Source organism: Salinivibrio sp. ES.052, from assembly GCF_900141775.1.
In the GTDB taxonomy this organism is placed as follows: domain Bacteria; phylum Pseudomonadota; class Gammaproteobacteria; order Enterobacterales; family Vibrionaceae; genus Salinivibrio.
Genome location: NZ_FSRI01000001.1, coordinates 1,483,933 through 1,499,077, shown reverse-complemented (window position 1 = coordinate 1,499,077; position 15,145 = coordinate 1,483,933). Strand labels below are relative to the sequence as shown.

14 protein-coding genes are annotated in these 15,145 nt (G+C 50.3%); 8 read left to right on the top strand and 6 right to left on the bottom strand.

Annotated elements, in window-relative coordinates; translation table 11 throughout:
- Positions 1-71: 71 nt before the first annotated feature.
- Entirely contained in the window at positions 72-596 is a 525-nt protein-coding gene (locus tag BUQ98_RS06875; protein WP_074213096.1) for an RES family NAD+ phosphorylase, read from the top strand.
- A 5-nt stretch (positions 597-601) separates the two neighbouring features.
- Here BUQ98_RS06875 and BUQ98_RS06870 read toward each other — a convergent pair whose 3' ends face one another.
- Complete coding sequence (locus tag BUQ98_RS06870; protein WP_254813886.1) at positions 602-1,033, bottom strand: acyl-CoA thioesterase; 432 nt, start codon at positions 1,031-1,033, stop codon at positions 602-604.
- Positions 1,034-1,271: 238 nt separating this feature from the next.
- Here BUQ98_RS06870 and dbpA point away from each other — a divergent pair, with 238 nt between their 5' ends.
- Entirely contained in the window at positions 1,272-2,654 is a 1,383-nt protein-coding gene (dbpA, locus tag BUQ98_RS06865; protein WP_074213616.1) for an ATP-dependent RNA helicase DbpA, read from the top strand.
- Between the two features lie 123 nt (positions 2,655-2,777).
- Complete coding sequence (locus BUQ98_RS06860) at positions 2,778-3,272, top strand: DUF1003 domain-containing protein (protein ID WP_074213095.1); 495 nt, start codon at positions 2,778-2,780, stop codon at positions 3,270-3,272.
- 25 nt (positions 3,273-3,297) lie between these two features.
- Here the strand turns inward: BUQ98_RS06860 and BUQ98_RS06855 are convergent, their stop codons facing one another.
- The 3 genes from BUQ98_RS06855 to BUQ98_RS06845 all read right to left on the bottom strand — a co-directional run bounded on the left by BUQ98_RS06855 (position 3,298) and on the right by BUQ98_RS06845 (position 6,375).
- Positions 3,298-4,842: a tripartite tricarboxylate transporter permease gene (locus BUQ98_RS06855; RefSeq protein WP_074213094.1), complete on the bottom strand. Its 1,545-nt coding sequence runs from the start codon at positions 4,840-4,842 to the stop codon at positions 3,298-3,300.
- Between the two features lie 3 nt (positions 4,843-4,845).
- Entirely contained in the window at positions 4,846-5,319 is a 474-nt protein-coding gene (locus BUQ98_RS06850; protein ID WP_074213093.1) for a tripartite tricarboxylate transporter TctB family protein, read from the bottom strand.
- Between the two features lie 78 nt (positions 5,320-5,397).
- A complete protein-coding gene (locus tag BUQ98_RS06845; protein WP_074213092.1) occupies positions 5,398-6,375 on the bottom strand; it encodes a tripartite tricarboxylate transporter substrate binding protein in 978 nt (325 codons plus the stop codon).
- Between the two features lie 194 nt (positions 6,376-6,569).
- Here BUQ98_RS06845 and BUQ98_RS06840 point away from each other — a divergent pair, with 194 nt between their 5' ends.
- Positions 6,570-8,243, top strand: coding sequence for an ATP-binding protein (locus BUQ98_RS06840; protein WP_074213091.1), 1,674 nt, complete (start codon positions 6,570-6,572; stop codon positions 8,241-8,243).
- The gene (locus BUQ98_RS06835) at positions 8,240-8,929 is read left to right on the top strand and encodes a response regulator (protein ID WP_074213090.1); all 690 of its coding nucleotides are present in this window, start codon (positions 8,240-8,242) and stop codon (positions 8,927-8,929) included. The genes BUQ98_RS06840 and BUQ98_RS06835 overlap by 4 nt, the downstream gene beginning before the upstream one ends.
- A 14-nt stretch (positions 8,930-8,943) precedes the next feature.
- On the opposite strand, the gene BUQ98_RS06830 is transcribed toward BUQ98_RS06835, so the two are convergent.
- Positions 8,944-10,008, bottom strand: a complete 1,065-nt coding sequence (locus BUQ98_RS06830) for a PLP-dependent cysteine synthase family protein (protein ID WP_074213089.1) — start codon at positions 10,006-10,008, stop codon at positions 8,944-8,946.
- A 130-nt stretch (positions 10,009-10,138) separates the two neighbouring features.
- On the opposite strand from BUQ98_RS06830, the gene BUQ98_RS06825 reads away from it, so the two are divergent.
- Genes BUQ98_RS06825 through BUQ98_RS06815 form a run of 3 tightly spaced genes read left to right on the top strand, consistent with a single transcriptional unit; the run spans position 10,139 to position 14,162 of the window.
- Entirely contained in the window at positions 10,139-10,606 is a 468-nt protein-coding gene (locus tag BUQ98_RS06825; protein WP_074213088.1) for an Lrp/AsnC family transcriptional regulator, read from the top strand.
- 42 nt (positions 10,607-10,648) lie between these two features.
- On the top strand, positions 10,649-12,409 hold the full coding sequence (locus BUQ98_RS06820; protein ID WP_074213087.1) for an ABC transporter transmembrane domain-containing protein: 1,761 nt from the start codon (positions 10,649-10,651) through the stop codon (positions 12,407-12,409).
- Positions 12,402-14,162, top strand: a complete 1,761-nt coding sequence (locus tag BUQ98_RS06815; RefSeq protein ID WP_074213086.1) for an ABC transporter transmembrane domain-containing protein — start codon at positions 12,402-12,404, stop codon at positions 14,160-14,162. The genes BUQ98_RS06820 and BUQ98_RS06815 overlap by 8 nt, the downstream gene beginning before the upstream one ends.
- A gap of 88 nt (positions 14,163-14,250) precedes the next feature.
- Here BUQ98_RS06815 and tesB read toward each other — a convergent pair whose 3' ends face one another.
- The gene (tesB, locus tag BUQ98_RS06810; protein WP_074213615.1) at positions 14,251-15,114 is read right to left on the bottom strand and encodes an acyl-CoA thioesterase II; all 864 of its coding nucleotides are present in this window, start codon (positions 15,112-15,114) and stop codon (positions 14,251-14,253) included.
- Positions 15,115-15,145 lie beyond the last annotated feature (31 nt).

The window sequence follows — 15,145 nt, the reverse complement described above, 5'->3', positions numbered from 1 at the left end:
CGCAATTTGCCCCCCTCTTTGTTTGCTAAGCTACGCCTTGATGGTTGATTTATAAAGGACATTCACAAGTCATGGACGGACTTGAACCGCAAGCTATCCCCTTTCTGTGCCGCACGCCTATCTCGGGTATTTTTGTCAGAGTGTGTCACCCTGAGCACATCGACGCTGCCTTGATGCGAGAAAGTAAAGACAGACCGAACGGTCGGTATAATCGTCAGGGCGAAAGTGCGCTGTATTTGACCGAGAGTGTAGAGAGTGCGCGCGTGGCAATGCAAAAGTACGCCAGCCAGATCACAACGCCACGCGTGCTTGTGCGGTATCAGGTTGACCCCTGTGAGCTGGTGGATTTGCGTCATCCTGAACTTCAGCAATACAAAGCCTTATCCAGCATTGATTGGCAAGCCTCCTTAGTAAAAGGCGAATCATCATCCAGTTGGTTGGTGGCCGATACGCTGAGAAGTGGTAATGAAATTGGCTTAATTGACCCGTCGCGAAAAGATCCCAGCACTTGGCATATCACCTTGTTTCGCTGGAACGCCCCAGGCGCGCCGTCCGTGACCAGAGTGGGCGAGCCTGAAGAGATTAGTTTGGAATAAAGTTACTATTTCGCCACAAAGGCTTTTAACCCTTCGAGCGTCTCGGCTGGGATAGGGCAGCTTTTACCGGTTTTAAAATCGCAATAGACAATCAAGGCCTCGCCCTCGGCCACACAGCGTTCTTGATTGTGACTGTAGATTTCATACTTCATCGCATAGCGCTTTTCTTGAATATCCTCGACCCAAGCGACGGTGGTGATGGTATCTGGATACACCAAAGGGGCGCGATAATCGCAGCGGGTTGAGGCGACCACGGGGCCTACATGCAGCCGTTTGGCTAGCTCGAATACTTCCAGTTTTTCAAGCATCACCACACGTACATCTTCAAAATAGCGAAAGTACACGGTGTTATTGATGTGTTGCAGGGCATCCATGTCGTTCCAGACAATCGCCTGCGTATGAGAGAGCGGGTAGTTTTCTACTGGGATATTTGCCACAAGACAATCCTCCTTAATTGTGTGTCTTGATTGCACACCAAGCACAATGACAAGACAAGCCGCGCAAAGGTAAATACGGAGCTTGGTCTAACAATTACGTAACAAAATACATGAGGCGACAAAGCGGTTATCAAGTGTGTGGTGCTAATTGGTTAATGTGGCAGCAATCAGACTCTGGTATGATACGTCCCCTTTTTGGCCTTGCTTGGCCTGGTTTACTTTTGCTGTGGATACGACTTTGACTGATACTGCTTTTTCCTCGCTCGCGTTACCTGCTGATTTACTCGATAACTTGGCGACGCTGGGTTACACCGAAATGACTCCGATTCAGGCGCAGAGCTTACCGTCTGTGCTCAGTGGCAAAGACATTATTGCCCAAGCAAAAACAGGCTCGGGGAAAACGGCGGCGTTTAGCCTTGGCGTGTTAGCCAAACTGAATGTGAAACGTTTTCGGATTCAGTCACTGGTGTTATGCCCCACGCGCGAACTGGCCGAGCAAGTGGCTGAAGATATGCGTAAGTTGGCGCGTGGCCGCCATAACGTCAAAGTACTGACGCTGTGTGGTGGTGTATCGATTGGCCCACAAATTGGCTCGCTGGAGCATGGTGCACACATTATTGTCGGCACTCCGGGGCGTGTGGATGATCATTTACGCAAAGGCACCTTGCGCCTTGATGATGTTGAGACCTTGGTGTTGGATGAAGCCGATCAGATGCTGGATATGGGCTTCCAAGATACCTTGGATGCCATCATTGCGGACGTACCCACGCAGCGTCAAACCTTACTGTTCAGCGCCACCTTCCCGCCGGCAATAAAGACCATCGCTCAGCGTGTGTTAAGTCACCCTGTATCGGTGAAAGTGGAAGACACGCAAACGCAGAGCACGATCACACAACACGTTTACAAGGTCGATGATAACAAGCAGCGTTATCAGGCGTTAAAGTTACTGTTACTGAACTTTCAACCGCAAAGCTGTGTGGTATTTTGTAATACCAAAGCACAAACACAACAAGTGTGTGACGATTTAGAAGACGATGGTTTTAGCGCCGTCGCCTTGCATGGCGATATTGAACAGCGTGGCCGAGAGCGCACCTTGGTAAAATTTGCCAACAAAAGTGCCTCTGTACTGGTGGCGACCGATGTCGCTGCGCGAGGCTTAGATATTGATGACATGGATATGGTGATCAACTATCAACTCGCCCACGATCCGCAAACCCACGTTCACCGCGTCGGCCGTACCGGTCGTGCGGGCAAAAAAGGCGTGGCGTGTTCGCTATATGGCGATGCTGAGCACTATAAACTAGCATTGATTGGCGATCAGTATGACCGCGATTTTCTCCCCGAAGCCCTGCCGCCGCAGCACCTGCTCGACACCGCGCCTTATCAACCTGAGATGGCAACCTTGATGATTGACTCAGGCAAGAAACAAAAAGTACGCGCGGGTGATATTTTGGGCGCGCTGACCGGCCAAGAAGGCATTGACGGTAAGCAGGTCGGAAAAATCAATGTGCTCGACAATGTGGCGTTTATTGCTGTGTCACAATCCTGCGTCAAAGCCGCATTGCGTAAACTCAATGATGGAAAAGTTAAAGGTCGCACTATTCGCGCCCGCCGGATTTAGTTTGTATGATAAAGGATACTCTGCTTGCTAAGCCTCTAAGTTAATCTACTCTATTTCAATCGCTTAATGATTAAGTCTGCACGATGCCTTATTGGTATCGTGCACGTTGACATGGAGTCACAGATGAAAAAATATTTCGAGAACTTAGCCAAAGCTTTGCTCGGCCAGCCATTTGGTAGCCTTAGCTCGGGAGAACAAAAAGTTATTGAAAGCATTGCCAATAGCACCGCAGTGTCTGAGAACGTCAACAAGTCTTTTCACGAAAGTCTGACCACCGGGCAAATGGTGGCGGATAAAATTGCCTCATTTGGCGGTTCTTGGTCATTTATCGGACTTTTCTTCGCATTCATCATAGGCTGGATTGTCGTGAATACGGTTTGGTTAGTGGGAGACGCGTCATTCGATCCCTATCCCTTTATTTTACTGAACCTTGGGTTATCCAGTCTGGCGGCTTTCCAAGCGCCGATCATCATGATGTCGCAAAACCGCCAAGCGGCAAAAGACAGGATGGAGCAAAAAGCCACCTACGAAATCAATCTAAAACTCGAGCTTGAACTAATGCGCCTGCACGACAAGTTTGATGCCCTGCAGACGCGGATAGATAAAGATACGGACTAGCGCATTAATACTTTTGTGCGTTTTATCAATCTGTCGCGTGCTCGGTCGCTTGGGTTGTACTGCTTTTCTTACCTCGTTTTTTATCCCAGACGGCGATAAAGCCAGGCAGTAACAAAGCGAGTACCGCTAACAGCATGATGGTAAGTGTTAGTGGCCTTTCCCATAGGAATGCATAGCTACCATCCGTCAGTGTCAGTGTACGGCTAAGATTTTTCTCCAATATATCGCCTAGAATAAACCCTAAAAGCATGGGAGCCATTGGAAAGTCTAGCAGTTTCAAAAAGGTGGCGATGATGGTGATGACGACCATCATTTGGATATCGAAGGCATTAAAACTGACCAGATAAACGCCCGTGATGGAGAAAAACAATATCAATGGGATTAAAACGGGGCGTGGGATCACCAACAGACGAGAGATGTAAGGGATCAGCGGTAGGTTGAGAATTAACAAAACCAGATTACCGAAGTACATCGAGATAATCACGGACCAGAACACATCAGGATTGTCGATAAAAAGGCGTGGACCGGGTTGAATGCCATAAGCGATTAGTGCCCCGAGCATAATGGCGGTCGTGCCAGAGCCCGGAATACCAAGCGTAAGTAGAGGAACAAAGGATCCTGTCGAGGCGGCATTGTTAGCAGACTCTGGGGCGGCAAGCCCACGCAACGCTCCGCGCCCAAATCTTTCTTTAAGTGCCTTAGGCGCAAAGTTTCTTTCCATGCCATAGCTTAAAAAGGCGGCGATCGTTGCGCCTGCGCCGGGTAATACGCCAACAAGAAAGCCAAAAAATGATGAACGACCGACGGTCGGGGCGACGTGTTTTATTTCTTCTTTGCTTAGCTTCATGCTGCCGAGTGAGGTCATATCGATCTGCGCGTCTTTTTCTTTGTGCTCCCCCCTCAGCACTGTCATCACAACTTCCGTTAATGCAAAGGTTGCCATTGCTAGTAATAAGAAGCTGATACCATCAATTAAATCGACATTTCCAAAGGTAAATCGTGGGCTGCCTGACATCACATCAATGCCAACTGTCGCGATCATCAGGCCAAAGACAGTCATCATCATGGCTTTAAGCACGCGCCCTTTACCGGAAAATGCAGCCACAGCAGTGAGTCCCAGCACCATAAGTGCAAAGTAGTCACTGGATTGAAAACTCAAAGATACTTTTGCTAGCGCAGGCGCGGCAAAGAGTAAGATGATGGCGCCGATCGTGCCACCGGTGAAAGAGGAATAGGCGGCAAGCGCCAAGGCTTTTCCAGCTTGTTTTTGTTGCGCCAATGGATAACCGTCAAACGCGGTCACAACGGTACTGGCACATCCCGGAGCGTTGATAAGAATGGAGGAAGTCGATCCGCCAAAAACGGCACCGTAGTAAACGCCAGCCATCAGAATAATACCGGATGATGGGTCGAGCCCGTAAGTGATCGGGATCATTAGGGCAATCGCTGAAATGGGGCCGAGTCCGGGTAACATCCCTATAAAGGTGCCGGCAAAGCAGCCAACAATTACCATGAGTAAGTTGAAGGGCATGATAGCAGTACCAAGCCCAGACATAATTCCATCAAACATCGCTTACCCTCCTTGTGCTAGGCGAAAAAGTTGACCAGGAGCTAGATAGATATCGAGCATTTGGGTCAATAAAAACCAGAAGCTGATAGCAAAAGGGACGGAGGCCAAGAGAATAACTTTGGGGCGCCGCTCACCAAGCAACCAATAACCGCCAGCAAGAAACAGCGCGGTGGATACCAAAAAACCGACCCATTTCAGTGCAAGCGAAAACGCGACCATCAATAATAAGAGTTTGCTCATGAGCCAAAAATCGTAGCCGGCTAATGAAAGCGTTGAGTGTCGACTTTTTGTGGCGGTGAGCAACTGTAGTAGCGCGAGCACACTCCCTAATACGGCAAGAAAGTTGGGGAGGGTGCGGGCATGAAAGGGCTGAAACTCATCGCCAGGAATAAGCGCTATTTGATTAGCGTAATAACCGTAAGCAAGCGAAAAGCTCAGAAATATTAGGCCGCCGATATGGTCTTTGGTTATCGTCATTGGAGCTCCCTCTCTAGATGAACCAATAAAATGGAGAAGCAGCGCGCCAAGAAGCATGGCGACGCTGCGGTAAGGCGATTACATGAAACCAAGCTCAGTCATCAAGGCGCCGATTTCTTTTTCTTGTTGTTCAAGAAAGTGCATGAATTCGTCGCCAGGCTTATAGATTTCGGTCCAGCCGTATCGATCGCGCACGGATTTCCATTCAGGTGTGTCATACATCTCACCCAGTACTTGTGCATACTCTTTCGCACGTGCTTGACTGATTTCTGGGGAGCCAAAAAAGCCACGCCAGTTGACAAACGTCGCGTCGTAGCCCAGCTCTTTGAGGGTAGGCACATTGGGTGCAACGGGAGAGCGCTCTTCCCCTGTCATCGCGAGGATACGAACTTCACCTGCTGCTGCAAGCGTCAACGCTTCACTTAAACCGGTTGAGAGCACCTGAGTTTCGCCTGATAGCAACCCTGCCATGGCTTTTCCTCCGGCATCATAGGCGAGGTATTTGACTTGTCGTGGGTCGCCGCCACCTGCTTTAAATGCAAGCGCTGCCACTAAATGATCCATACTGCCGCGCGCTGACCCACCGGCAACAGAAACGGAACGAGGATCGTTGTTGTATTGCTCCACAAGATCGGTAAAGCTTTGGTATTTTGAGTCTTTGGGTACAACGAACGCAGCATAATCACCAATAGTGGCCGCTACTGGGGTCAAATCACGAAACGATTGCGGAAAAACTTTGGCAAGAGAGCGGATCACAATCGGTGTGGAGTTAACCATTAACGTGTCGGTAGATTGCTCAGCGGTTTGGATCAGGTACGCAATGGCCTTACCTCCGCCACCGCCGGACATGTTCTCGTACGAAACCTGTTCGACAAGCTCAGATTTAGAAAGTACTTCCCCGACGCCACGTGCTGTGCTGTCCCAACCACCACCCGCGCCACCTGGTACTAGAAAATGAATGTTGTCGACGCTCGCTTGGACGTTAATGCTTAGCGCGGCTGCTATCACACCTGCGATGATGGCTGTTGATTTACCTTTTCGATATTGCTTGAACATTGTGATTCCTCATGTATTGATTGCTTCCTCATGAGGACTCTAATGCTGTTGTTGAGCATTTCATATATTGTAAAAATAATGTGAATAAAAAATGTTTTGGTGGTTTTGTTCATATTGTTCACTGCAATAAAAACATAACGCAGATAAACTAACAGAACATGAGAATGCTTGGGTGAAAGGAGCTCGCCACCACAATGCGTCAGTTTCTCTCATTGCGTCGCTTGAAGCTAAAGCAGCGCATGGTATTGATTTTAGGTGTGATTGCCATCCTACAAACAGGGACGCTTGGCTACTTTGCTATCAATTACCTCGATAGAGTCCTTAATGAGCAAATTGGTCAGCAAGCGATGCGGGTCGCGATGACGATCGCGGCGATGCCTGATGTGGTTGAAGCCGTATCAAAAGAGAACTCAACATTTTTGCAACCTTTAAGTGTTGCTCTCGCACGTTCGGCTCAAGCACGGTTTGTCGTGTTTGGCAATGAGGTGGGGATTCGGCTTGCTCACCCTTTACCTGATCGTTTAGGGAAATCGATGGCCGATGATGACGGAGATACCAATGCCCCTGCGCTGATTCATGGTCAAGCGTACATTGCGCAAGCCGAGGGAAGTGTGGGTTGGTCTGTGCGCGGGAAGGCGCCTATTTTCAGTCCTGACGGGAAATCGATTATCGGCATTGTCTCGGTGGGGTACTTACTAGACACTGTTGATGCAATCGTCATACATCACACCAGTACAATGTTCTTCGCCATCCTCGCAGCCTTTATCTTTAGTGTTATTACCGCGATCTTATTCGCTAATCATTTTCGTCGAGCGATTTTCAATCTCGAGCCTGAGCAAATTGCGCGTCTGTTTCAGGAGCGTAATGTGACATTAGAAACTGTTCGCGAAGGGATTGTTGCGATTAACCAATCTGGGCATATCACCACATTTAACCATGCAGCCATAAAGACACTGGCGTTACCAGAAGACCAACCCTACATTGGTCGTCATATTACGGATGTATTACCCGACACCGGAATGGAAACTGTACTGGTGGAGGGAGAGCCTGATTTTGATCAAGAGATTTGGCTTCATCATCACAATCTTATTGTTAACCGGATTCCATTGCGGCAAAACGGTCTCATCACGGGGGTCGTGTCTAGCTTTAGGTTGAAAGACGAGGTGGATTTGGTAAGCCGTAAGCTGACGCGAATCAAACAGTATGCGGAGTCCTTGCGCAGCCAAGCACATGAGTACAACAACAAATTACATACTCTTGCTGGACTGATCCACATGGGGGCGACAAATGAGGCGTTGCGAATGATCGGCCAGGAAACCTCAGGCCACCAATCCTTTATTCAACGGGTGATGCAGGTCACTTCAGATAGCATTCTGGCGGGATGCCTGTTGGGTAAATATAATCGAGCAAGAGAGTTAGGTTTACGATTAACCGTTGATAAAGAAAGCCATATGCAGGATTTGCCAGAGGCTTTGCCGCGTGAGCAGCTGGTCAGTATTTTAGGTAACCTCGTTGATAACGCCCTAGAAGCAACGCTGGACCATTATGGTCCCGATGGCCAAGTCACACTGAGTTTTTCTGACTACGGTAAAGAGCTTATTTTCGAAGTGAATGATCAGGGGGCAGGTCTATCTCACCAACAAGCAGAGGCGATATTCACGCGTGGTTACACAACAAAAGAGACCGATGGTCATGGCATTGGCTTGGATTTAGTTCAGCGTCAAGTTGCACACCTAGGTGGTATCGTAACAGTTGAGCCGAATATGCGTGATAAGCAAGGTAGATTATCAGGAAGCCGCTTTACGGTTTATATACCTAGAGCTAAATGGCAAGAGCTCGATCAACATCCATATCAGGACAACACATGACAGAATTAATCAGTATTGTCATTGCAGAAGACGATCCGAAAATTGCAGAGATTCAGCGTCGCTTTATCGATAAAATCGAAGGGTTTGATGTAGTGGGAATTGCCCATGACTTGGATGATGCAAGAGACTTGCTTGATGTATTTCGACCTCAATTACTGCTTCTCGACAATCAGTTCCCCAAGGGCACAGGTCTGGAGTTACTGAGGGAATTGCGCGCCAAGAGTGCGCATACAGATGTGATATTGGTGACGGCAGCTAAGGAGGTAGAGACTCTTCGCACCGCCATGCACAACGGTATATTTGATTATATTTTAAAGCCCGTTGTTTTCGAGCGATTAAAAACGTCTTTAAACCAATATTCTACGCATGTTCAAAAGCTTGCAAATATGGATTCACTCATTCAAAGCCAAGTTGATGGTCTACTGGCGTCGGGCGTAAAGGAGAAGAGCGAACCTTATTCACCGCGACTACCAAAAGGCATAGACGCGATTACACTGAATAAAATTCGTGAGGTTTTAAATGCTCCCACGATAGCGCTAAATGCCGAGCAGGTTGGGCAGCAAATTGGCGCAAGCCGAACAACAGCGCGTCGTTACTTGGAATATATGGTCGGAAGAGATGAGCTTTGCGCTGAGGTGGCTTATGGTAGCGTCGGTCGCCCGGAGCGTCGCTACCACAAACCATAAGGCTGTTGTGCCTATTACCCCAACAAGGTCTGTAAATCATGAGTCGCTTGGTCGAGATCCCCAATGTGCTCGCGTACCCAATCAGGGTTGTAGTAGGTGTCTAGGTAGCGCTCGCCGCTGTCACATAGCAAGGTGACAATAGAGCCTTTTTCGCCGTTGGCGCGCATTTCATTTGCCAACATCAAGACGCCGTACAGGTTGGTACCGGTGGACGCGCCGGCTTTGCGGCCAAGCTGGCTTTCTAACCAGTGAATGGTGGCGATACTGTGAGTGTCCGGCACTGTGGTCATTCTATCAATCACGCCGGGAATAAAGCTGGGCTCGACACGTGGCCGTCCAATCCCTTCAATGCGACTGCTTTTATCGGTGGTCAGTGCGCTGTCGCCGGTGAGGTAGTAATCGTGAAACACCGAATGCTCAGCATCGGCCACCATCAGCTGAGTGGGTTGGCAACGATAACGAATGTAGCGGCCAATGGTCGCTGAGGTGCCACCGGTGCCCGGGCTCATCACAATCCAGCGAGGGATCGGAAAGCGCTCGTACTGCATTTGATCAAAAATGCGGTTGGCAATGTTGTTATTGCTACGCCAGTCGGTCGCTCGCTCGGCATACGTAAACTGGTCCATGTAATGGCCATTGAGCTCCTTAGCAAGGCGACGAGACTCGGCATAGATCTGATCTGAGCGCTCGACAAAGTGCGCTTCACCGCCATAAAAACGGATTTGCTCAATCTTCTTACACGCGGTGTTTTTCGGCACCACGGCAATAAAACGCAAGCCGATCAGGCGAGCAAAATACGCTTCGGAAATGGCGGTGCTGCCCGATGAGCTTTCAATGATGGTGGTGTGCTCATCAATCCAACCATTACATAAGCCGTACAAAAACAAAGAACGCGCCAAGCGGTGCTTCAAACTGCCGGTCGGGTGAGTGCTCTCGTCTTTCAGATAGATATCAATGTCCGTAAAGCTAGGGAGATCGAGCTTAATTAAATGAGTATCTGCAGAGCGTTTAAAGTCGGCTTCAATGAGGCGAATCGCGTTACCGACCCAAGTATGGCAAGGATGTGGGGTTGTCATCATGCGTCTCCGAATGCGTAATTAGCACCAGTTTACGCAAAGCGTGGGATAAAAACCTTGCTATTTTTGCTCTATAATGCCAACAAAAGAGAAAAATAAACTCCTATATAACGATTGGTGGAAATAATTTTTTATGGCTATCACTTTAGATGAGATAGATCGCACTTTACTCGCGGCGCTGCAGGAAGATGCCAACTGGTCTGTGGCTGCGTTGGCCGAACGGGTTAATCTAACCACGACTCCCTGTTGGAAGCGGCTGAAACGGCTGGAATCACAAGGGGTGATCCGTGGTCGGGTGGCATTGCTTGATCCCGAAACCGTTGGCCTCGCGTTTACCGCCTTCGTCCACATCAAAACTAATGATCACAGTGAGCGGTGGTACAAGACCTTTACCGAGGTGGTGACCGAGTTCCCAGAGGTGATGGAATTCTACCGTATGGCGGGAGAATATGATTACATGATGAAGGTGCAGGTGGCTGATATGACTCGATTTGATCATTTTTATAAAAAGCTGGTCAATTCTGTGCCAAGTCTGAATAATGTGACATCAACATTCGCCATGGAAGCGCTTAAGTACACCACCGCCTTACCGATCCGATAGGTCGTTCTGATGATAAAAAGGCGGGGATAAAAAGGAGACCTCATGAAGGTGTTTTGGCAGTTAGGCTGGTTTTTTAAACGTGAATGGCGTCGTTATGTCGGTGCCATGATTATTTTGGTATTTGTCTCTGTCTTCGAGCTTATCCCTCCGATGGCCGTGGGCCATGTGGTTGATGGCGTGGTCGCGGGAGAGATTTCGACTGAGCTACTGATGTGGCTACTCGCAGGCATGCTGGCCATTTGGGTGGTGGTGTATGTGCTACGCATTGTGTGGCGAGTGTGGCTGTTTGGTGCCGCGGCTGAACTTGGCACTGTGCTGCGCAATCGGCTTTATGATCACTTTACCCGCCAATCCCCGCATTTTTTCCGTCGCTATCCGAGTGGCGATATCATGGCGCGTTCCACCAATGATGTGAAAGCGGTGGTAATGACGGCCGGTGAAGGGGTCCTGACCGCTGGGGATTCTATTATCACAGGCGTCGCCGTGCTCATTGTGATGGTGAGCCAAATTAGCTGGCAGCTCACACTCTTAGCCCTGTTACCGATGCCGGTGATGGCGGTGCTGGTCAATCGCTTTGGTCGCCGTTTGCATCACACCTTCACCGAGTCGCAAGCGGCGTTTTCTGAGCTGTCAGAAGTGAGTCAGTCCTCACTGTCGGCGGTGCGTATGGTGCGCGCATTCGGCTTAGAGCAGCACCAGATGAATCAGTTTAATCAAGTTGCCGATCGTACCGGGGAGAAAAACCTCGCGGTGGCGCGGGTGGATGCGCTGTTTTCGCCGGTGATCCAAGGCACCATTGGTGCTTCGTTTTTCCTAACCGTGTCTGGCGGCGGCTACATGGTCGCCACTGGTGAGATTTCGCTTGGGGATCTTACCGCATTTACCTTGTATCAAGGCTTGATGATTTGGCCGATGCTCGCAGTGGCGTGGCTGTTTAATATCATTGAGCGTGGGCGTGCCGCTTGGACGCGGATTGATGCGTTGCTGCAAGAACAGCCGGACATTGTTGGTGGTGACACGCCGTTGCCTGACACCATGCAGCCGTTGACGCTGGCCATTGAGCAGTTTAAGTGGCAACCGGATGACAGTTTTGCGCTTAACGACATCCATGTGACGCTCCCGCCTGGGGCCATGCTGGGGATTGCCGGCCCAGTCGGCAGTGGCAAATCAACTTTATTGCAGTTGCTGCTTCATCTGACCCAGCTTGAAAAGGGCGATATTCGCTATGGTGATGTGTCGATAGCGGAGGCTGATTTGTCGTCATGGCGACAACGTTTTGCGGTAGTGACGCAAACGCCGTTTTTGTTTTCGCGCTCGATTGCGGAAAACATCGCTCTTGGTCGTCCGGATGCGACCCAAGCGGAAATCGAACAGGCGGCGAAACTTGCCTGTATTGATGAAGACATCCGTCAGCTGCCGCACGGGTATCAAACCGCAGTCGGTGAAAAAGGGATCACCTTATCTGGCGGTCAAAAGCAGCGTATTTCCATTGCCCGCGCTTTGTTGGTGGAAGCGGAGTGCTTGATTTTGGATGATGCCTTGTCAGCCGTTGACGGTGACACCGAGCACCGCATTTTGCAGAACCTGCAACAGCATCAGCACACCCGTACCACGATTGTGATAGCCCACCGCTTATCGGCACTCGAAAACGCCGATGAAATTGTGGTACTCAGCCACGGGCAAATCCGAGAGCGTGGCCAGCATCGCCAATTGATTCAACAGCCAGGATGGTATCAAGAAATGCACCAATATCAGCAGCTGGAAGCGGCATTGGAAGCCGATGAGGAACCGCGCCATGACTAAGCGAGAGATCTTATTTCGATTGCTAACCTACATGCGCCGCGACAGGCGTCAATTTGTGATTGCCACGGTTTTCTTGCTGGTGGCGGCTGTGGCCGAAGTGACGGGGCCTTATTTGGTGCAAATCTTTCTCGATAATTATGTCGCCAAAGACCATTATCCGGCGGTGATCATGTGGGCACTGGCGGTGGGTTATATCGTATCGACCATTGTCTCCGCGGGCTTTCAGTATCAGTACGAGCTGCGTTTTAACACCATGGCGGTGGCCATCATTCAACGTATTCGTAAAGCGGTGTTCGCCAACGTGATTAAACAGCCTCTGTCAGCCTTTGATTACGTGCCAATGGGGCGGATTGTATCGCGCTTGACCAATGACACCGAGTCGTTAAAAGAGCTGTATGTGTCGGTGCTTTCTACCTTTTTACGTAACATCGCACTGATTGGTGTGATGCTGGTGGCGATGCTGATGCTCAGTGTGCAACTGACAATGGTGGTGTTGGTGCTACTGCCGTGTGTGGTGCTGGTGATGGCGCGCTATCAAAAACGTTCAGCGCCTGCGTATCGTCGGGCGCGAGATCGACTCGCAGACATCAACGGGGTGATGAACGAATCTGTGCTCGGCATGAATTTGATTCAGCTAATGCAGCAAGAGCGGGCGTTCTCCTCGCGATTCAGTGATATGACTGCGGATCACCTAGATGCCATGGTGACTATTCAACGCCTGAACGGGATCTATCTTCGCCCTTTGATTGATTTATTGGCAGGGGCCGCGTTGCTGTCTTTGGTGGCGATCTTCGGTTTTAGCGGCACAGCAGTAATTGGGGTCGGGGTGCTGTACGCCTTTTTAAGCTATTTGGGGCGGATCACCGAGCCATTGATTGAAATGATGCAGCAACTGTCACTGCTTCAGCAGGCTATCTCGGCCGGTGAGCGGCTTTTCGAAATGATGGATACGCCGCCTGAGCAATATGGCCATGACACCACGCCGATCCCTGATGGAGCCATTGCACTGCAGAATGTATCGTTTTCCTATGATGGTGAAACACCGGTGTTGTCAGACGTGAATGTAGACGTCCCTGCGGGCGGCTTTCTTGCGTTGGTGGGACATACGGGCAGCGGTAAATCAACTTTGGCGTCGTTACTGATGGGGTTTTATCGCGCAGGTGAGGGGACGCTGACGCTGGGTGGATTACCGATCGAAAGCTTGAGTCATCAAAGCTTGCGTGAGGGCGTTGCCATGGTGCAACAAGACCCGCACATGCTGACCGGGAGTTTGCGAGAAAACATCGCGCTGGGGCAGACGCTGGACGATGAAAAAATCTGGCATGCGCTCGAACAAGTGGCGTTGGCAGATTACGTGAAAGGGTTGCCAGCGGGGCTGGATATCTTACTTGGTGAGGGCGGAATGACCTTTTCTGCCGGTCAGCGCCAGCTGTTGGCTCTGGCGCGCGTGTTAGTGCGTCAGCCTAAAATTCTGATCCTTGATGAAGCCACCGCCAATATCGACTCCGGTACTGAAGAGCTTGTGCAACAGGCGCTGAATCGGTTACGCCAACAGATGACAGTGGTGGTGATTGCGCACCGCTTATCGACCATTGCCGAGGCCGATAACATCCTCGTCTTGCATCGTGGCCGCGTGATTGAGCAAGGGCGTCATCAAAGCCTGCTGCGTCAGCAAGGTCGCTACTGGCAGATGTATCAACTCCAGCAAGCCAGCGCGCATTTAGCCGCACTGGAGGAAGAGGCGCAGGTGTAGCGGTCCAGCCATGAGTGAAGCAATCAAAAAGGGGCGCAATGCCCCTTTTTGTGTTGCTCAGACTCACTCACGCTCGAGACGTTGATGGTTAGGAGATCTTACGCATCAAGCCTTCTTGGGTCGCTGAGGCGATAAGATCGCCTTGCTGATTAAAAAGTTCGCCGCGTACAAAGCCACGCGCACCACTGGCGGAGGGGCTTTCGATGGCAAACAGCAGCCACTCATCCATTCTAAACGGACGATGGAACCACATCGAGTGATCAATGGTGGCCACTTTCATGCCCGGCGTAAGCAGCGTCACTGCGTGAGGCTGCAACGCCGTGACCAAAAAGCCCCAATCGGCGGCATAGCCGAGTAAATACTGGTGGACATGAAAATCGTCCCCGACTTCACCATTGGCGCGGATCCACAGATATTGCTTAGCCGGCGCGGCATGGGGCTTAAGTGGGTTGATCACCGTCGCGGGACGTACCTCAATGGGCTTATCACCCCCAAAGGCTTTGACCACATTAGGGGGAAGCTTGTGAGCGATATCATTGACAAGTGACTGCTCCGAGCGCAAGGTCTCGGGCGCTGGCACGTCTGTCGGCATGGTGTTTTGATGCTCAAAGCTTTCTTCCTCTTCTTGATAAGAAGCGGTGAGATAAAAAATCGGCTTCCCGTACTGTACGGCTTTTATTCGCCGTGTACTGAAACTTTTTCCGTCTCTGAGTATCTCAACATCATAGATGATCGGCTGTTCAGGATCGCCTGGACGCAGAAAATAACTGTGGAATGAATGCAAAAAGCGAACGGGGTCTACCGAGGTTTTCGCGGCGGATAGCGCTTGTCCAATCACTTGCCCGCCATACACTTGGGGTAGCCCAAGGTTCTCACTTTGGCCGCGGTAGAGGCCTGTGTCTAATCGCTCAAGCTGCAGCAGTTGTAAGAGTTCTTTTAGTGGTTGGCTCATAAGTCCTTGATTCATGCTATGCTTCCATTGT

Bases quoted from the DNA above. Each gene is read 5' to 3' on its own strand.
- BUQ98_RS06825 (WP_074213088.1), top strand. From the start codon at position 10,139: ATGGCTATCACTTTAGATGAGATAGATCGCACTTTACTCGCGGCGCTG.
- BUQ98_RS06855 (WP_074213094.1), bottom strand. From the start codon at position 4,842: ATGTTTGATGGAATTATGTCTGGGCTTGGTACTGCTATCATGCCCTTC.
- BUQ98_RS06835 (WP_074213090.1), top strand. From the start codon at position 8,240: ATGACAGAATTAATCAGTATTGTCATTGCAGAAGACGATCCGAAAATT.
- BUQ98_RS06860 (WP_074213095.1), top strand. From the start codon at position 2,778: ATGAAAAAATATTTCGAGAACTTAGCCAAAGCTTTGCTCGGCCAGCCA.
- BUQ98_RS06820 (WP_074213087.1), top strand. From the start codon at position 10,649: ATGAAGGTGTTTTGGCAGTTAGGCTGGTTTTTTAAACGTGAATGGCGT.
- BUQ98_RS06840 (WP_074213091.1), top strand. From the start codon at position 6,570: ATGCGTCAGTTTCTCTCATTGCGTCGCTTGAAGCTAAAGCAGCGCATG.
- BUQ98_RS06830 (WP_074213089.1), bottom strand. From the start codon at position 10,008: ATGATGACAACCCCACATCCTTGCCATACTTGGGTCGGTAACGCGATT.
- tesB (WP_074213615.1), bottom strand. From the start codon at position 15,114: ATGAGCCAACCACTAAAAGAACTCTTACAACTGCTGCAGCTTGAGCGA.
- BUQ98_RS06845 (WP_074213092.1), bottom strand. From the start codon at position 6,375: ATGTTCAAGCAATATCGAAAAGGTAAATCAACAGCCATCATCGCAGGT.
- BUQ98_RS06815 (WP_074213086.1), top strand. From the start codon at position 12,402: ATGACTAAGCGAGAGATCTTATTTCGATTGCTAACCTACATGCGCCGC.
- BUQ98_RS06875 (WP_074213096.1), top strand. From the start codon at position 72: ATGGACGGACTTGAACCGCAAGCTATCCCCTTTCTGTGCCGCACGCCT.
- BUQ98_RS06850 (WP_074213093.1), bottom strand. From the start codon at position 5,319: ATGACGATAACCAAAGACCATATCGGCGGCCTAATATTTCTGAGCTTT.